Annotated in this window: 14 protein-coding genes; 13 read left to right on the top strand and 1 reads right to left on the bottom strand. The window is 65.8% G+C overall.

Features of this window, described 5'->3' with window-relative positions; all coding sequences use genetic code 11:
- The first annotated feature begins 2 nt into the window (after positions 1–2).
- The 9 genes from pepP (at position 3) to gcvP (ending at position 11,761) form a co-directional block, all read left to right on the top strand.
- Positions 3–1,337 carry a Xaa-Pro aminopeptidase gene (gene pepP, locus PSTAB_RS20010; protein ID WP_013984415.1) on the top strand — a complete coding sequence of 445 codons (1,335 nt, stop codon included), beginning with the start codon at positions 3–5 and terminating at the stop codon, positions 1,335–1,337.
- Positions 1,337–2,515, top strand: coding sequence for a 2-octaprenyl-6-methoxyphenyl hydroxylase (gene ubiH, locus PSTAB_RS20005; RefSeq protein ID WP_013984414.1), 1,179 nt, complete (start codon positions 1,337–1,339; stop codon positions 2,513–2,515). Before pepP ends, ubiH begins: the two co-directional genes overlap by 1 nt.
- Positions 2,516–2,540: 25 nt before the next feature.
- Complete coding sequence (locus PSTAB_RS20000; protein WP_013984413.1) at positions 2,541–3,044, top strand: DUF4442 domain-containing protein; 504 nt, start codon at positions 2,541–2,543, stop codon at positions 3,042–3,044.
- Positions 3,029–4,249 (top strand): 2-octaprenyl-3-methyl-6-methoxy-1,4-benzoquinol hydroxylase, encoded by a 1,221-nt coding sequence (locus tag PSTAB_RS19995; RefSeq protein WP_013984412.1) that lies wholly within the window; start codon positions 3,029–3,031, stop codon positions 4,247–4,249. Before PSTAB_RS20000 ends, PSTAB_RS19995 begins: the two co-directional genes overlap by 16 nt.
- 106 nt (positions 4,250–4,355) lie before the next feature.
- Entirely contained in the window at positions 4,356–5,357 is a 1,002-nt protein-coding gene (locus tag PSTAB_RS19990; protein WP_011915069.1) for an extracellular solute-binding protein, read from the top strand.
- A gap of 115 nt (positions 5,358–5,472) precedes the next feature.
- Positions 5,473–7,089: an ABC transporter permease gene (locus PSTAB_RS19985; protein ID WP_013984411.1), complete on the top strand. Its 1,617-nt coding sequence runs from the start codon at positions 5,473–5,475 to the stop codon at positions 7,087–7,089.
- A gap of 211 nt (positions 7,090–7,300) precedes the next feature.
- Positions 7,301–8,383, top strand: a complete 1,083-nt coding sequence (gene gcvT / locus PSTAB_RS19980) for a glycine cleavage system aminomethyltransferase GcvT (RefSeq protein WP_013984410.1) — start codon at positions 7,301–7,303, stop codon at positions 8,381–8,383.
- Between the two features lie 52 nt (positions 8,384–8,435).
- Entirely contained in the window at positions 8,436–8,825 is a 390-nt protein-coding gene (gene gcvH, locus PSTAB_RS19975; RefSeq protein WP_013984409.1) for a glycine cleavage system protein GcvH, read from the top strand.
- Between the two features lie 59 nt (positions 8,826–8,884).
- Positions 8,885–11,761 (top strand): aminomethyl-transferring glycine dehydrogenase, encoded by a 2,877-nt coding sequence (gene gcvP / locus PSTAB_RS19970; RefSeq protein WP_041771894.1) that lies wholly within the window; start codon positions 8,885–8,887, stop codon positions 11,759–11,761.
- 196 nt (positions 11,762–11,957) lie between these two features.
- On the opposite strand, the gene yihA is transcribed toward gcvP, so the two are convergent.
- A complete protein-coding gene (gene yihA / locus PSTAB_RS19965) occupies positions 11,958–12,608 on the bottom strand; it encodes a ribosome biogenesis GTP-binding protein YihA/YsxC (protein WP_013984407.1) in 651 nt (216 codons plus the stop codon).
- Positions 12,609–12,876: 268 nt separating this feature from the next.
- Here yihA and PSTAB_RS19960 point away from each other — a divergent pair, with 268 nt between their 5' ends.
- From PSTAB_RS19960 to PSTAB_RS19945, 4 genes are all read left to right on the top strand, one after another.
- Positions 12,877–13,509: a c-type cytochrome gene (locus tag PSTAB_RS19960; RefSeq protein WP_017244153.1), complete on the top strand. Its 633-nt coding sequence runs from the start codon at positions 12,877–12,879 to the stop codon at positions 13,507–13,509.
- 182 nt (positions 13,510–13,691) lie between these two features.
- On the top strand, positions 13,692–14,321 hold the full coding sequence (locus PSTAB_RS19955) for a thiol:disulfide interchange protein DsbA/DsbL (protein WP_011915062.1): 630 nt from the start codon (positions 13,692–13,694) through the stop codon (positions 14,319–14,321).
- Positions 14,322–14,327: 6 nt separating this feature from the next.
- The gene (locus PSTAB_RS19950; RefSeq protein ID WP_013984405.1) at positions 14,328–15,197 is read left to right on the top strand and encodes an endonuclease/exonuclease/phosphatase family protein; all 870 of its coding nucleotides are present in this window, start codon (positions 14,328–14,330) and stop codon (positions 15,195–15,197) included.
- Entirely contained in the window at positions 15,194–17,059 is a 1,866-nt protein-coding gene (locus tag PSTAB_RS19945) for a GGDEF domain-containing protein (RefSeq protein ID WP_013984404.1), read from the top strand. The genes PSTAB_RS19950 and PSTAB_RS19945 overlap by 4 nt, the downstream gene beginning before the upstream one ends.
- The last annotated feature ends 30 nt before the right edge of the window (positions 17,060–17,089 follow it).

Here is a 17,089-nt window from a genome sequence, read left to right as displayed (position 1 = left end):
CCATGACTCGCATCCCCAGATCGGAATACGCCCGTCGACGCAAGGCGCTGATGGAGCAGATGGAACCCAACAGCATCGCCATCCTGCCGGCGGCGCCGATGTACATCCGCAACCGCGATGTCGAGCATGTCTACCGCCAGGACAGCGACTTCCAGTACCTCTCCGGCTTCCCCGAGCCGGAAGCGGTGATTGCCCTGATTCCGGGCCGCGAGCATGGTGAGTACGTGCTGTTCTGCCGCGAGCGCGATCCCGAGCGCGAGCTCTGGGACGGCCTGCGTGCCGGGCAGGACGGTGCCATCGCTGAATACGGTGCCGACGATGCCTTTCCCATCGGCGATATCGACGACATCCTGCCCGGCCTGATCGAGGGCCGCGATCGGGTCTACTACGCCATCGGCACCAATGAAGCCTTCGATCACCGGCTGATGGAGTGGATCAAGACCATCCGCGCCAAGGCGCGCCAGGGTGCGCAGCCGCCCAGCGAGTTCGTCGCCCTCGATCACCTGCTGCACGACATGCGTCTGTACAAGTCGAGCAGCGAGGTGAAAGTGATGAAGCACGCCGCGGAGATTTCCGCCCGTGCGCACATCCGGGCCATGCAGGCCAGCCGCGCCGGCCTGTTCGAATACCACCTGGAAGCCGAACTGGACTACGAGTTCCGCAAGGGTGGCGCGAAGATGCCGGCCTACGGCAGCATCGTCGCCGCCGGCAGGAACGCCTGCATCCTGCATTACCGGGAGAACGATGCGCCGCTCAAGGATGGCGATCTGGTGCTGATCGACGCCGGTTGCGAGATCGACTGCTACGCCAGCGATATCACCCGCACCTTCCCGGTCAGCGGCAGGTTCTCGCCCGAGCAGAAGGCCATCTACGAGCTGGTGCTCAAGGCCAACGAAGAAGCCTTCAAGCACATCGCACCCGGCAAGCACTGGAACGAGGCGCACGAGGCCACGGTGCGGGTGATCACCGCCGGCCTGGTGGAGCTGGGTCTGCTGCAGGGTGAGGTCGACCAGCTGATCGCCAGCGAGGCCTACAAACCTTTCTATATGCATCGCGCCGGCCACTGGCTGGGCATGGACGTGCACGACGTCGGCGATTACAAGATCGGTGGCGAGTGGCGCGTGCTCGAGCCGGGCATGGCGATGACCGTGGAGCCTGGCATCTATATCGCCGCGGACAACCAGAACGTCGCCAAGAAATGGCGCGGCATCGGCGTACGCATCGAGGACGACGTGGTGGTGACCAAGAACGGCTGCGAGATCCTCACCGGTGGCGTGCCGAAGAGCGTGGCCGAGATCGAGGCACTGATGGCCGCCGCACGAGAACAGGCCGCCTGATGCAGAGCCTGGCGATCATCGGGGGCGGACTGGTCGGCGCGAGCCTTGCGCTGGCCTTGCAGGAGGGCGCCCGTGAGCGTGGCTGGCGCATCCACCTGATCGAGCCGTTCGAGCCGGGGCACGAGTACCAGCCGAGCTACGATGCGCGCTCCACGGCGCTGTCCTACGGCACCCGGCTGATCTATCAGCGTCTGGGCCTGTGGGGCCGGATCGCCGAGCGTGCCGAGCCGATTCTGCGCATCCACGTTTCCGAACGCGGCCGCTTCGGTGCCGCCCGGCTGGATGCGCGGAACGAGGCGGTCGAGGCGCTGGGCTATGTGGTAGAGAACGCCTGGATCGGACATTGCCTGTGGCAGGCGCTGGATGACGAGGTGGTGGTGCGCCATTGCCCGGCCGAAGTCGAGCGGCTGGAGCCCGGCACCGCCGGTTATCGCCTAAGCTTCACCGATGGCCAGCGGCTGGAGTGCGCGCTGACGGTGCTGGCCGACGGCGGCCGCTCCAGCCTGCGCGAGCAACTCGGCATCCAGGTCGCGCGCAGGCCCTACGGGCAGACCGCGCTGATCGCCAACATCACCCCGGGCAAGCCCCATGGCGGGCTGGCTTTCGAGCGCTTCACCGAAGACGGCCCGATGGCGCTGCTGCCGCTGCAGGACCATCGCTGCGCCCTGGTATGGACCCGCTCGCCGGCCGATGCCACGCGCCTGGCCCAGGCCCACGAATCGGTGTTTCTTGCCGAACTGCAGGACGCCTTCGGCTATCGGTTGGGCGCGCTGCAGCAGGTCGGCGCCCGTCATCTGTACCCGCTGACGCTGATCGAGGCCGAGGAACAGGTACGCTCGGGGCTGGTGGTGCTGGGCAATGCCGCCCACAGCCTGCATCCGATCGCCGGGCAGGGTTACAACCTCTCGCTACGGGACGTGGATGCGCTGAGTGCCGCGTTGCTGCGCAGCGAAGCGCCGCTGGGCGATCTGGCGCTGCTGCAGGAGTACGCCCGCCGGCAACGTTTCGATCAGCGCCTGACCGTGGGTTTCTCCGACCAGGTTACCCGCCTGTTCGGCGATTCCGGACGGCTGGTCGCCACCGGACGTAACCTCGGCTTGCTCGGCCTGGACCTGGCTCCCGTGGCCAAACGCTGGTTCGCGCGCCAGGCCATGGGCCTCGGCACACGTGCCGGCTGACCGCGCCGTACCCGCGGGCTCCCGCATGGATGGGGCCAGGCTGGCGCGCAAGGCGCGATTTCTGCGCTGGGCCTTGAACTTCTACCCGCCGTATCTCGGCGCCGGGGTGCGGGTGCGACATATCAGCGCCGACCTGCGCCTGGTTCGGGTCAAGATGGTGCTGCGCTGGTACAACCGCAACTACGTGGGCACGCAGTTCGGCGGATCGCTGTATTCCATGGTCGATCCGTTCTTCGTGCTGATGCTCATGGAGAACCTCGGGCCGGACTACATCGTCTGGGACAAGGCGGCCAACATCGAATTCGTCAGCCCCGGGCGGGGCGCGGTCTACGCCGATTTCAGCATCAGCCAGCAACTGCTCGACGAGATTCGCATGCGCACCGCCGATGGCAGCAAGTACCTGCCGCGGATGCACGTCGAAGTGCGTGATGGCGACGGTACGCTGGTGGCGCGGGTGCAGAAGACCCTCTACATAAGACTCAAGCCGCGCGCGCGGCAGGCAGGAGACAACCGATGCAAGCCGATCTGATCATCGTCGGTGCCGGAATGGTCGGCAGTACGCTGGCCCTGGCACTCGAAGGCAGCGGGCTGGACATCCTGGTGCTCGATGCGAGCCCGCTGGAGGCCGCCGATTTCGACCCGCAAGGCGGCTTCGAGCCACGAGTCAGCGCCCTGTCGGCAGCCAGCCAGCGCATCTTCGAGCGCCTCGGCGCCTGGCCGGGGATGTCGGCGCGGCGCGTCAGCCCGTACACCGACATGCATGTCTGGGATGGCTCGGGTACCGGACAGATCCATTTTTCCGCCGAGACCGTGCATGCCGAGGTGCTCGGCCATATCGTCGAGAACCGGGTGGTGCAGGACGCGCTGCTGGAGACGATGCAGCGCCGTGGCGGCCAGCGGTTGCTCGGCGCCGCCCGGCTCGAGCGGCTGGAACGTACGCCGCAGGGCTGGCAACTGACACTGGACGACGGTCGTCAGCTGAACGCGCCCTTGCTGGTCGCCGCCGATGGCGCCAACTCGGCGGTGCGCCGGCTGGCTGGCTGTGAAACACGCGAATGGGACTATCTGCATCAGGCCATCGTCACCAGTGTGCGCTGCAGCGAGCCGCATCAGCGGACTGCCTGGCAACGCTTCACCGACGACGGCCCGCTGGCGTTTCTGCCGCTGGAGCGTGATGGCGACCAGCACTGGTGCTCCATCGTCTGGTCGGTTACCGAGCTAGAAGCCAGGCGCCTGATGGCGCTGGATGACGTGGCGTTCCGCGCGGCGCTGGGCCGTGCCTTCGAGCAGCGTCTGGGCGAGGTGGAGGAGGTCGATCCGCGGCTGTGCATTCCACTGCGCCAGCGTCATGCCAAGCGCTACGTGCAGCCTGGGCTCGCGCTGATCGGCGATGCCGCGCACACCATCCATCCACTGGCAGGGCAGGGAGTCAACCTCGGGCTTCTGGACGCAGCGGTACTGGCGGAGGTCATCGAGGCGGCCATGGCGCGTGGTGAGCGGCCCGAAGATATCCGGGTGCTGAGTCGCTTCGAACGCCGCCGCATGCCGCACAACCTGGCGATGATGGCGGCGATGGAGGGCTTCGAGCGACTGTTCCAGGCCGATCCGTTGCCGCTGCGCTGGTTGCGCAACACCGGCCTCAAGGCCGTACAGGCACTGCCGGAGGCGAAAGCGCTGTTCGTCCGCCAGGCGCTGGGCTTGAGCGGCGACCTGCCTGCGCTGGCACGGCCCTGATAGCAGACTGATATTTACAAAAGGTTACCGGCACGATTTGTCGCATTGAGAAGGTAAATAACATTCACTACTATTCAGGCCTCTGTTCTCACCAAGAGGCTGTTCCATGCAGGCTAGCAAAGGTTTTCTCGCCGCCCTGGCGCTGACGGCGCTATCGGGCGCTGTCCAGGCTGCCGATGAAGTAGTGGTTTACTCCTCGCGCATCGATGAGCTGATCAAACCGGTATTCGACGCCTACACCAAGAAGACCGGTGTAGCGATCAAGTTCATCACCGACAAGGAAGCTCCGCTGATGGCCCGCATCAAGGCCGAAGGCGCGAACACTCCTGCGGACCTGCTGCTGACCGTCGATGGCGGCAACCTCTGGCAAGCCGAAGAAATGGGCATCCTGCAGCCGCTGAACTCCCAGGTGGTGAAGGACAACATCCCCGCGCAGTACCGCTCCTCCAGCGATGCCTGGACCGGCCTGTCGCTGCGCGCACGGACCATCGTCTACTCGCCGGAGCGGGTCAAGGACGGTGAGCTGACCACCTATGAAGCGCTGGCCGACAAGAACTGGGAAGGCCGCCTGTGCCTGCGCACCAGCAAGAAGGTCTACAACCAGTCGCTGACCGCCACCATGATCGAAACCCATGGCGCCGAGAAGACCGAGCAGATCCTCAAGGGCTGGGTGAACAACCTCGCCACCGACGTATTTGCCGACGACAACGCCGTGGTCATGGCGGTCGACGCCGGCCAGTGCGACGTCGGCATCGTCAACACCTACTACTTCGGTCGTCTGCATGCGCAGAACCCGCAGCTCAAGGCCAAGCTGTTCTGGCCGAACCAGCAGGACCGCGGCGTGCACGTCAACCTGTCGGGCATCGGTCTGACCAAGCACGCGCCGAATCCGGATGCTGCGCGCAAGCTGGTGGAGTGGATGACCAGCGCCGAGGCTCAGAGCATTTTCGCGGACATCAATATGGAATACCCGGCCAACCCGGACGTGAAACCGTCCGCCGAAGTTGCGGCATGGGGCGAGTTCAAGGCCGACACCATTCCGGTTGAAGTCGCCGGCAAGCGCCAGGCCGAGGCGATCAAGATGATGGACCGCGCCGGCTGGAACTGATCCGCCTGCCGCCATCGCTGCGGTGACCCCGGCTCAGCCGCCAGGTCTGCCGCTGCGGTTATACTTCGCGCCCCGGCTTGTCCGGGGCGTCGTTTTTCCTGCTGTCGAGGCTTGAGTGTCCCATCCCGTCGAGCGCCGCTGGTATCCCATCTCATTCGCCGTCGCGGCGCTGGTGTTGCTGCCGCTGAGCATTCTGCTGTTCAGCTGGGGCAGCATCGATGGCGAGATCTGGGCGCACCTGTGGGACACGCAGATGCCGCGTTTGCTGGGCAACACGCTGACACTGGTGCTCGGCGTGGGCATCGGCGTGGTGGTGCTCGGGGTCAGCCTCGCCTGGCTGACGGCGTTGTGCGAGTTTCCCGGTCGACGCTGGCTCGACTGGGCGCTGATGTTGCCGTTCGCGATACCCGCCTACGTGCTGGCGTTCGTCTTCATCGGTCTGCTGGATTTCTCCGGGCCGGTGCAGAGCCTGGCCCGCGAGTGGTTCGGCAGCGGTATCCGCTTTCCGCGGGTGCGTTCCACCGGGGGCGTCATCGCGGTGCTGGTGCTGGTGTTCTACCCCTACGTCTATCTGCTGGCTCGCTCGGCCTTTCTGGCTCAGGGCAAGGGGCTGATGGAGGCGGCGCGGATACTCGGCCAGACGCCCTGGCAGGCCTTCTGGCGCGTGGCGCTGCCGATGGCACGGCCGGCCATCGGTGCCGGGCTGGCGCTGGCGATGATGGAAACGCTGGCCGATTTCGGTGCCGTGGCGGTATTCAACTTCGACACCTTTACCACCGCCATCTACAAGACCTGGTACGGCTTCTTCAGTCTGACCAGCGCCACGCAGCTGGCCAGTCTGCTGCTGCTGGCGGTGATGCTGGTGCTCTACGGCGAGCGCCGCGCGCGCGGCGCGGCGCGGCCGGCCAACGAGCGCGCGCGCTCGGCTGCACTTTATCGGCTGACCGGCATGAAGGCCTTGGCCGCCAGCGCCTGGTGCGGTCTGGTGTTTCTCTGTGCCTTCGTCATTCCGGTGCTGCAACTGCTGGCCTGGCTCTGGCAGCGTGGGCGCTTCGACCTCGACGAACGCTACGCCGGGCTGATCCTGCACACGCTCTACCTTGGCGGCATGGCTGCGCTGATCACCGTCAGCGTAGCGCTGCTGCTGGCGTTCGCCCGGCGCCAGGCGCCGGTGCGCTCGATCCGCAGCGCGGTCAGCCTGGCCAACCTGGGTTATGCGCTGCCCGGCTCGGTGCTCGCAGTGTCGATCATGCTGGCGTTCAGTTACCTGGACCGGCACATGGTGATACCGCTGTCGAGCTGGTTGGGCGGGGCCGGCAAGCCGATCCTGCTCGGCAGCCTCGGTGCCTTGCTGCTGGCCTATCTGATCCGCTTCATGGCGGTCGCCTTCGGCCCGCTGGAAAACGCCCTGGCGCGAATTCGTCCATCGCTGCCGCAGGCGTCGCGCAGCCTCGGTGTCGGCGGGCCGGCCCTGTTCTTGCGCGTCTATCTGCCGCTGTTGCTGCCGGGCACGCTGAGCGCGGCGCTGCTGGTGTTCGTCGACGTGCTCAAGGAAATGCCGGCGACTCTGCTGATGCGTCCGTTCGGCTGGGACACTCTGGCGGTGCGCATTTTCGAGATGACCAGCGAAGGCGAATGGGCGCGCGCGTCGCTGCCGGCGCTGACGCTGGTGCTGGTCGGCCTGCTGCCGGTGATCCTGCTGATTCGTCGCTCGGCCAGGCGCGTCGGCTAGCCTGCCGAGGCTTTCCGGTGGCGCTGCACGCGGTCCGGTAGCGCCCGTGTATGGCCGTTCGACCTCCAGTCTCCTGCCGCCTGATGCGCCGTGACCTCCTGCCACCTTGGGGCTACAATGCGCGCCATTCGAAAGTCGCCGCTCCCCGCAAGGGCCGGCTTTACTGACTTTTCCAACGCCGATTCGGCGACCTGCCCGGAAGGAGAAACCCATGGGTCAGCGTACTCCCCTCTACGATCAGCACCTTGCGCTCGGCGCCAAGATGGTCGACTTCGGTGGCTGGGACATGCCACTGCACTACGGCTCCCAGGTCGAAGAACATCATCAGGTGCGACGTGATTGCGGAGTGTTCGACGTCTCGCACATGACCGTGGTCGACGTGGCCGGCGACCAGGCCAGCGCTTATCTGCAACACCTGCTGGCCAACGACGTGGCACGCCTGAAGAGCCCCGGCCGCGCTCTTTACTCGGCCATGCTCAATGAGCGCGGCGGGGTGATCGATGACCTGATCGTCTACCTCACCGACTGGGGCTACCGCCTGGTGGTCAATGCCAGTACCCGCGACAAGGACCTGGCGTGGATGCAGGCCCAGGCGGCGGGTTTCGCCGTCGAGATCAACGAGCGTCCGCAGCTGGCCATGCTGGCCATCCAGGGGCCGCATGCCCGTGCGCGCACCGCCGAGCTGGTCAGCCAGGCCCGCGCCACGCTGATCCAGGAACTCAAGCCATTCCAGGGCCTGGCCGAAGGCGACTGGTTCATCGGTCGTACCGGCTACACCGGCGAAGATGGTCTGGAGATCATCTTGCCGGCCGAGCAGGCGCCGGATTTTCTCAGCGAGCTGGTCGGTGCCGGCATCCCCCCCATTGGCCTTGGCGCACGTGACACCCTGCGTCTGGAAGCCGGGCTGAACCTGTACGGCCAGGACATGACCGAGGAGGTCTCGCCGCTGGCCGCCAACATGGGCTGGACCGTGGCCTGGGAGCCCGCCGAGCGCGATTTCGTCGGCCGTGCCGCGCTGGAGCAGCAGCGCGCCCAGGGCGATCTCCCCAAGCTGGTCGGCCTGGTGCTGGAAGAGCGCGGCGTGCTGCGAGCCCATCAGGTGGTGCGGGTCAACGGTGTCGGTGACGGCGAGATCACCAGTGGCAGTTTTTCTCCTACGCTTGGCAAATCCATCGCCCTGGCGCGCGTGCCGGCCGGCACCGCCGAGCGCGCGGAAGTGGAGATTCGTGGCAAGTGGTATCCGGTGCGGGTCGTGCAGCCGACATTCGTGCGGCACGGCAAGGTACTGGTGTAAATTCGACCGACTGTTTTGCGCGACTGCTGTCAACAGCCTTGAGGATCCAACAATGAGCAATATCCCCAGCGATCTGCGTTACGCCGCCAGCCACGAGTGGGCCCGTCTCGAAGCGGACGGCAGCGTCACCGTCGGCATCTCCGATCACGCCCAGGAGGCGCTGGGGGATGTGGTCTACGTCGAGCTGCCCGAGGTCGGGCGCCAGCTCAATGCCGGTCAGGAAGCCGGCGTGGTCGAGTCGGTAAAGGCCGCCTCCGACATCTATGCCCCCGTTTCCGGTGAGGTGATCGCCATTAACGAGGCGCTGGCCGATTCGCCCGAGCAGGTCAACAGCGACCCCTACGGCAGCTGGTTCTTCCGCCTGCAGCCGAGCGACAAGGCGGAGCTGGACAAGCTGCTCGACGCAGCCGGTTACCAGGCCGCCTGCGACGCCGACGCCTAAGCATCATCCGCAAAAGCCCCGCTCTGTCGGGGCTTTTGTTTTTTTCGAGAGTAGCGACCATGCCGTATATGCCGAGCCTTTCCCAACTCCAGCAAACCGATGCCTTTCTGCGCCGTCACCTCGGCCCGGATCAGGGCGAACAGCAGGCCATGCTCGACGCGCTGGGGCTGGCCAGCCGCGAGCAGCTGATCGAGCAGACCGTGCCGCCGGCGATCCGCCTGCAGGGCGAGCTGAATCTGCCGCCCGCGCTGGATGAACAGGCGGCGCTGGCCAAGCTCAAGGGCTATGCCGAGCAGAACCAGCTCTGGACCAGCCTGATCGGCATGGGCTACCACGGCACCATCACCCCGCCGGTGATCCTGCGCAACGTGCTGGAGAATCCGGGCTGGTACACCGCCTACACGCCCTATCAGCCGGAGATTGCCCAGGGTCGGCTGGAAGCGTTGCTGAACTATCAGCAGATGATCATCGATCTCACCGGCCTCGATCTGGCCAATGCCTCGCTGCTCGATGAGGCGACCGCAGCAGCCGAGGCCATGACCCTGGCCCGGCGCATGGCCAAGAGCAAGAGCAACCGTTTCTTCGTCGACGAGAATTGCCATCCGCAGACGCTTTCGGTGGTGCAGACCCGCGCCGAAGCGTTCGGCTTCGAACTGGTAGTCGGCACGCTGGAAGACCTGGCCGGACACGAGGTGTTCGGCGCGCTGCTGCAGTACCCGGATACCCATGGCGAGATTCGCGACCTGCGTCCGGCGATCGAGCAGCTGCACGCACAGCAGGCGCTGGCCTGCGTGGCGGCCGACCTGCTCAGCCTGCTGTTGCTGACCCCGCCGGGCGAACTGGGTGCCGACGTGGTGCTCGGCTCGACCCAGCGCTTCGGTGTGCCGATGGGCTACGGCGGTCCGCACGCGGCCTATTTTGCCAGCCGCGACGAGTTCAAGCGTGGCATGCCGGGACGCATCATCGGCGTGTCCAAGGACGCCCGCGGCAACACCGCGCTGCGCATGGCGCTGCAGACCCGCGAGCAGCATATCCGTCGTGAGAAGGCCAACTCCAACATCTGCACCGCGCAGGTGCTGCTGGCCAACATCGCTGGCTTCTATGCCGTCTATCACGGTCCGCAGGGCCTCAAGCGCATCGCCCAGCGCGTCCATCGGCTGACCGCCATTCTCGCCGCGGGTCTGGAGCAGAAGGGCGTCGTGCGGCTCAACCGGCATTTCTTCGACACCCTGACCCTCGAGGTCGGTGGTGCGCAGACCGCGATCATCGAAAGTGCCGAGGCGGCGCAGATCAACCTGCGCATCCTCGGCCGCGGCCGGCTGGGCGTGAGCCTCGACGAGACCTGCGACGAGCGCACCGTCGAGCAGCTGCTGGCGATCTTCCTCGGTGCCGATCACGGCCTCGATGTTGCCGCGCTGGATGCCGGTGAGCTGGCCGCGGGCATTCCCGCAGGGCTGCAACGCGAGAGCGGCTACCTGGAGCATCCGGTGTTCAACTCGCACCACAGCGAAACCGAGATGCTGCGCTACCTCAAGCAGCTGGAAAACAAGGATCTGGCGCTGAACCAGGCGATGATCCCGCTCGGCTCCTGCACCATGAAACTCAACGCCACCAGCGAAATGATTCCGATCACCTGGGCCGAATTCGCCAACCTGCATCCGTTCGTCCCGCGGGGCCAGGCGCTGGGCTACAGGCTGATGATCGAAGAGCTGGAAGCCTGGCTCTGCGCGATCACCGGTTTCGACGCCATCAGCATGCAGCCCAACTCCGGTGCCCAGGGCGAATACGCCGGCCTGGTCGCGATCCGCAAGTATCACGAGAGCCGCGGTGAAGGGCAGCGCGACATCTGCCTGATCCCGTCCTCGGCGCACGGCACCAACCCCGCCTCGGCGCAGATGGTCAGCATGCGTGTGGTCATCGTCGAATGCGACAAGGGCGGCAACGTCGATCTCGAGGACCTCAAGCGCAAGGCCGCCGAGGCCGGCGACCGGCTGTCCTGCCTGATGATCACCTATCCGTCGACCCACGGCGTCTACGAAGAAAACGTGCGCGAGATCTGCGCCGCGATCCACGCCCAGGGCGGCCAGGTGTACATGGACGGCGCCAACCTCAACGCCCAGGTCGGCCTGGCGCGACCGGCGGACATCGGTGCCGACGTCTCGCACATGAACCTGCACAAGACCTTCTGCATCCCCCATGGCGGTGGCGGCCCGGGCATGGGGCCGATCGGCGTCAAGGCGCACCTGGCGCCGTTCGTGGCCAATCACCCTGTGGTCGAGCTGGAAGGTCCGCAACCGGGCAACGGTGCGGTGAGCGCGGCGCCCTGGGGCAGCGCGAGCATCCTGCCGATCAGCTGGATGTACATCGCCATGATGGGCCCGCAGCTGCGTGACGCGACCGAGGTGGCAATCCTCGGTGCCAACTACCTCGCCAACCGTCTCGGCGGCGCGTTCCCGGTGCTCTATAGCGGCCGCAACGGCCGTGTCGCCCACGAGTGCATTCTCGATCTGCGCCCGCTCAAGGCCGCCAGCGGCATCAGCGAGGAGGACGTTGCCAAGCGCCTGATGGACTACGGCTTCCATGCGCCGACCATGTCGTTCCCGGTACCCGGCACGCTGATGATCGAGCCCACCGAGAGCGAGTCGAAGGCGGAGCTGGATCGCTTCGTCGAGGCGATGCTGAGCATCCGCGCGGAGATCGCCAAGGTGCAGGACGGCGAATGGCCGGCGGACAACAACCCGCTGGTACGCGCGCCGCATACCCTGGCCGACGTGATCGGCGAATGGGATCGCCCCTACAGCATCGCCGAGGCGGTGACCCCGAGCGCCCACGCCCGTGCGCACAAGTACTGGCCGGCGGTGAACCGTGTGGACAACGTCTACGGCGACCGCAATCTGTTCTGCGCGTGCGTGCCGGTGGACGCCTATCGTGACTGATAGGAGGTGATGGAGAGGGTGGATGTCGTTTTTCGGCATCCGCCCGGTTCGGAGCGGCGGACCGGCGAACGTCGCGCTCGGGCCCTGCAGCCGTTTATTCCCGGCCATGCCGCCGGTGCATCGCGGATAGATGTCGCGTTCGCATCCACCACAGGCGTGCTGGCACGGCGTGGTGGATCAGCGGTGCTGAGCGGTCTTACGCTTCAGGTGCCTGGTCTTGCTCGGAGTCGTCCAGCAAACCGAGCCAGCTGGCCAGTACCAGCTGCGCCTCTTCCACACCCTGCCGCTTGGGAGCGGAGAACAGCTGCACACTGACATCGGCACCCCAGCCCTTGCGGATATCGCGTTGGATCGCCAGCAGTGCGTTCTTCGCCGCGCCAAAGGCCAGCTTGTCGGATTTGGTCAGCAGGATGTGCAACGGCATGTCACTGGCATTGGCCCAGTCCAGCATCATGCGGTCGAACTCCGTCAGCGGATGGCGAATATCCATCATCAGGAACACCCCGACCAGACTCTCGCGACTGCCCAGGTAGGCTTCCAGATGGCGCTGCCAATGCTGCTTGAGCGGGATCGGCACCTTGGCGTAACCATAACCGGGCAGGTCGACCAGGCGGCGCTCGTCATCGAGGCGGAAGAAATTGAGTAACTGGGTGCGTCCCGGTGTCTTCGAGGTGCGCGCCAGGTTGGCGTGGGTGATGGTGTTCAGCGCACTGGACTTGCCCGCATTGGATCGACCGGCGAAGGCCACTTCCAGACCCTCGTCGGCCGGGCACTGATCGACCTTGGCGGCGCTGATCATGAAGGAGGCCTGTTGGCAAAGGCCGAGAATCGGGTTTTTCGGTAGCATGGTCGTTCCGGTGAGTGCACGCGGGTGCGGCAATGGTTCGTTTCCGTTTCAGAAACGGAAGTATATAATGCCGCAGTTTTTATGTGCGCTTTGGCCTGATATCGGGCCGTGCGTGGTGTCCAGCCTGTTGCGGGCGCCTGTGCGGCGGTGTCGCCGCCCCGCTGCGGATGCCCTGCGTGCCACTTATAACGAGCGTTACCCCGGTTCGATGGCCGTGCGTGACCCGATGAATTCCCTTTCAAACCCTTAGCCGTAGTTGGATTAGCTGATGAACAAAATACTCGTGAGTCTGCTGTTGACCCTTGGCATCACCGGTATGGCCCACGCGGCTGGAGACGCCGAAGCTGGTCAGGGCAAAGTTGCAGTGTGTGGCGCCTGCCACGGTGCGGACGGCAACAGCCCGGCGCCGAACTTCCCGAAACTCGCCGGCCAGGGCGAGCGTTATCTGCTCAAGCAGCTCCAGGACATCAAGGCCGGCAGCACGCCGGGCGCCCCGGAAGGTGTGGGCCGCAAGGTGCTGGAAATGACCGGCATGCTCGATCCGCTGAGCGATCAGGACCTGCAGGACATCGCCGCCTACTTCTCCAGCCAGAAGGGCAGCGTTGGCTATGCCGATCCGGCTCTGGCCAAGCAGGGCGAGAAACTGTTCCGCGGTGGCAAGCTGGATCAGGGCATGCCGGCCTGTACCGGGTGCCACGCGCCGAACGGCGTCGGTAACGAGCTGGCCGGTTTCCCCAAACTGGGTGGCCAGCACGCCGCGTACACAGCCAAGCAGCTGACCGACTTCCGCGAAGGCAACCGCACCAACGACGGTGACAGCATGATCATGCGTGGCGTTGCCTCCAAGCTGAGCAACAAGGACATCGAAGCGCTGTCCAGCTACATCCAGGGCCTGCACTGATCGCATCCGCGGGCTGACCGAGAAGGGCGTCCGGGCCGAAAGCCCGGGCGCCCTTCTGCGTTTAGGGGCTGGCTACACTACCTTCGTCACGGCTTGGCACGGGCAGATGAAAAACGCTGGCGAGTCCCGGCGTTTTGCTGCAGCCTGTTGCGCCATCGGTTCGTCGTAAACAGGAGTATTTCATGCGTAACTTCCTACTCACTGCCGTCCTTGCTACCGCCAGCCTGTTCGGCGGGGTGACCCAGGCAGCGGAGTTCCAGGCCGGCAAGGAATATGTCGAGCTGAGCAGTCCGGTGCCCGTTGCCGACCCGAGCAAGATCGAGGTGGTCGAGCTGTTCTGGTACGGCTGCCCGCATTGCTACCAGTTCGAACCGGTGATCAAGCCCTGGGCCGAGAAGCTGCCGGAGGATGTGCAGTTCAAGCGCATCCCCGCCATGTTCGGCGGCATCTGGAACGCGCACGGCCAGCTGTTCGTCACGCTGGAGTCCATGGGCGTGGAGCCTAAGGTGCATGACGCGGTATTCGCCGCCTATCACCAGGAGCGCAAGAAGCTCGCCACGCCGGAGGAGATGGCCGATTTCCTCGAAGGGCATGGCGTGGACAAGCAGGCCTTCCTCAAGGCTTACAACTCCTTTGGCGTGCGTGGCCGCGTCGAGCAGGCGAAGAAACTCGGCATGGCCTACCAGATCACCGGCGTACCGGTGATGATCGTCAATGGCAAGTACCGCTTTGACCTCGGCTCCTCCGGCGGTCCGGAACGCACGCTGCAGGTGGCGGATTTCCTCATCGAAAAAGAACGCGCAGCGCGGTAACCCGGCATGCTGCGCCGTTGGAGTGCCCCACGCCTTGCCGGCCCCGGCAAGGCACGGGTCAATCCGCACTGCCTGGCCAGCACCGGCCTGCCGGCCGATGGCCGGCTGCGCCTGCTCAGCTTCAACATTCAGGTTGGCATCAGCACCGAGCGCTACCACCATTACCTGACGCGCAGCTGGCAGCATCTACTGCCCCATCCGGGTCGGGCCGGCAACCTGCAGCGCATCGGCGAGGTGCTCGGCAACTATGACCTGGTAGCGCTGCAGGAGGCCGACGGCGGCAGCCTGCGGTCCGGCTATGTCAATCAGGTCGAGCATCTGGCCCACCTGGGTGCGTTTCCCTACTGGTATCAGCAGCTCAATCGCAACCTCGGACGCTTCGCCCAGCACAGCAACGGGGTGCTTAGCCGCCTGGAGCCCCAGGGCCTGGAGGACCACCCGCTACCTGGGCCGTCGGGACGCGGCGCGATCCTGCTGCGTTTCGGCGATGGCGCGGACGCGCTGGTGGTGGTGATGATGCACCTGGCACTCGGCGGCGGCGCCCGGGCCCGGCAGCTGGCCTACATTCGCGACCTGATCGGCGACTATCGGCATCAGGTACTGATGGGCGACATGAACACCCACGCCAACGACCTGCTGGAGAACTCGCCGTTGCGCGATCTCGGCCTGTTGGCGCCGCAGGTCGAGGCGACCTTCCCCAGCTGGCGGCCGCAGCGCTGCCTGGACCATATTCTGCTCAGCCCGAGCCTTACGCTTGAACGTGTGGACGTGCTGGCTCTGCCGATTTCCGACCATTTGCCGGTGGCGGTGGAAATTCGGTTGCCCGATTCCCTGCGGGCGGACTCCCTGCCGGTACAGGTGCCTGAACGTAAATGAGCGAAGAAGCCGAACGCTGGAAGGAAAAGTATCTTCAGCTGGCCGAGCGCCAGGAGCAGCTGGACGCCCGCTGGGAGCAGCGCGTCGATCTGTTGCGGCGCAGCCTGGTGCGCAGCAGCCTGGCGGTGGAGGGCGCCGACCCCGCCGTCGAGCGCTGCCTGCAGCAGATGCGCGAGGTCCTGCGTGACGGGGATCTGGACGATGGGCTGGGTCAGCTGGTTCCACGCCTGGAAAAGGCGGTGCTGGACTCCGAACGCCACCGCCAGGAGCGTGCCGTTCAGTTGACCGAGGCGCTGCATCGGCTGGTGTCCCAGTTGCTGGGGATGTCGGTGCCCGCCGAGCTGCGCAAGCCGCTCAAACGCTTCGCCAAGGATCTGGACCAGCGTGCAGCCAGATTGCGCGAGCTGCCGCTACTGCTCGGCGAGCTGAGTGTACTGCAGGGTCAGGTTCTCAACCTGCAGGGCTTGTCCGCGCCGCAGCAGAGCGGCTTTCTGAAGCGCCTGTTCGGGGGGCGGGACAGCCAATCGGCGGCCCCGCTCGAGACGGCGATTCCAGCGGCGGCGTCGGCCCCAGCGGTGGCGGTCGAGGCAGAGGCGGTCGTCGTCGGCGAGACGGCCGTCGCCTCCACCGTGACCGAGCCGTCTGTAGTGACAACCTTACCGGAGCCGGCGAACGAAGAGCAGCAGGCCGTCGAGCCTGTCGTCTCGTCAGTTGAGCCCGAAGCGGACGAGCCGGTGGCGGACGCCGAGCTGCCGCCAGCGGCCGAGCCGCTGCCGCAGGAGGCCGCCTATGCGCTGCCGGATTCGCCGGAGCCCGCTTTCAGCGTTGTCGCCGAACGTGTGGAGGCGACGCTCAGCAGTCTGCTCGACAGCCTGCATCTGCCCGAGCAGCATCAACCGCAACTGCAGACGTTGCGCGCGCGAATCCAGCAGGGCCTGAACTGGTACGAGCTGGTGCCAGTGCTGGACGATCTGGCGATGCTGATGATCGCCTTCAGCGATCAGGGTCAGCGCGATTTCGAGAACTACCTGCAGACTCTCAACGAGCGTCTGACAGCGATGCAGGAGAACCTGCTCGCCGCCCACCAGGGCCATGTGGAAGGCCGCGATGCGGCGCAGGCGCTGGACGCCGAGCTGCGCGAACAAGTCGGCGGCCTGCAGCACAGCATGCGTGAAGCCACCGATCTGAACAGCCTCAAGCGGGTGGTGGAGGCGCGTCTGGATGGCCTGCTGGACACCGTCGACAACTACCGTCGCCAGCGCAGCGAGCAGGAGCAGAAACTGGGCGAGCGCCTGCAGCAGCTGGTCAGCCGTGTCGGCAGCCTGGAACAGGCGGCACGGGGGCTGCGCGGCCATCTGGAAGAGCAGCGGCAGAAGGCCCTGCAGGACCCGCTGACCGGACTGCCCAACCGGGCGGCATGGAATGAACGGCTGGATCTCGAATTCGCCCGCTGGCAACGCTACGGTGGCGATCTGCCGCTGGCCGTGCTGGATGTCGATCACTTCAAGCGGGTCAACGACGGCTATGGCCATCTGGCCGGCGATCGGGTGCTGAAGATCATCGGCACGGAGCTGCAGAGGCGGTTGCGCAAGACCGACTTCATCGCCCGTTTCGGTGGTGAGGAGTTCGTCGTGCTGTTGCCCAACACGCCTTACGAGGCGGGGCGGCAGCTGATTGAAACGCTGCGCGAGTCCATCGGCAGTTGCCCGTTCCACTTCAAGGGCGAGCGGGTTGCCATCACCCTGTCCGCCGGTTTGACGGCATTCGTTACTGGCGACACCGCCGAGCGTGCCTTCGAGCGTGCCGACCGGGCGCTCTACCGCGCCAAGGATTCGGGACGCAATCGTGTCGAGCCAGCCTGACCGGCTGGCCTGGCCTGTATCCGGGCGCCC

Origin of the sequence: Stutzerimonas stutzeri (assembly GCF_000219605.1) — a bacterium.
Classification (GTDB): Bacteria; Pseudomonadota; Gammaproteobacteria; order Pseudomonadales; family Pseudomonadaceae; genus Stutzerimonas; species Stutzerimonas stutzeri.
This window is presented reverse-complemented; position numbering and strand designations above follow the sequence as displayed.

Excerpts from the sequence above, each read along its gene's own strand:
- pepP (WP_013984415.1), top strand. The coding sequence starts at position 3 with ATGACTCGCATCCCCAGATCGGAATACGCCCGTCGACGCAAGGCGCTG.
- ubiH (WP_013984414.1), top strand. The coding sequence starts at position 1,337 with ATGCAGAGCCTGGCGATCATCGGGGGCGGACTGGTCGGCGCGAGCCTT.
- PSTAB_RS20000 (WP_013984413.1), top strand. The coding sequence starts at position 2,541 with ATGGATGGGGCCAGGCTGGCGCGCAAGGCGCGATTTCTGCGCTGGGCC.
- PSTAB_RS19995 (WP_013984412.1), top strand. The coding sequence starts at position 3,029 with ATGCAAGCCGATCTGATCATCGTCGGTGCCGGAATGGTCGGCAGTACG.
- PSTAB_RS19990 (WP_011915069.1), top strand. The coding sequence starts at position 4,356 with ATGCAGGCTAGCAAAGGTTTTCTCGCCGCCCTGGCGCTGACGGCGCTA.
- gcvT (WP_013984410.1), top strand. The coding sequence starts at position 7,301 with ATGGGTCAGCGTACTCCCCTCTACGATCAGCACCTTGCGCTCGGCGCC.
- gcvH (WP_013984409.1), top strand. The coding sequence starts at position 8,436 with ATGAGCAATATCCCCAGCGATCTGCGTTACGCCGCCAGCCACGAGTGG.
- gcvP (WP_041771894.1), top strand. The coding sequence starts at position 8,885 with ATGCCGTATATGCCGAGCCTTTCCCAACTCCAGCAAACCGATGCCTTT.
- yihA (WP_013984407.1), bottom strand. The coding sequence starts at position 12,608 with ATGCTACCGAAAAACCCGATTCTCGGCCTTTGCCAACAGGCCTCCTTC.
- PSTAB_RS19960 (WP_017244153.1), top strand. The coding sequence starts at position 12,877 with ATGAACAAAATACTCGTGAGTCTGCTGTTGACCCTTGGCATCACCGGT.
- PSTAB_RS19955 (WP_011915062.1), top strand. The coding sequence starts at position 13,692 with ATGCGTAACTTCCTACTCACTGCCGTCCTTGCTACCGCCAGCCTGTTC.
- PSTAB_RS19950 (WP_013984405.1), top strand. The coding sequence starts at position 14,328 with ATGCTGCGCCGTTGGAGTGCCCCACGCCTTGCCGGCCCCGGCAAGGCA.
- PSTAB_RS19945 (WP_013984404.1), top strand. The coding sequence starts at position 15,194 with ATGAGCGAAGAAGCCGAACGCTGGAAGGAAAAGTATCTTCAGCTGGCC.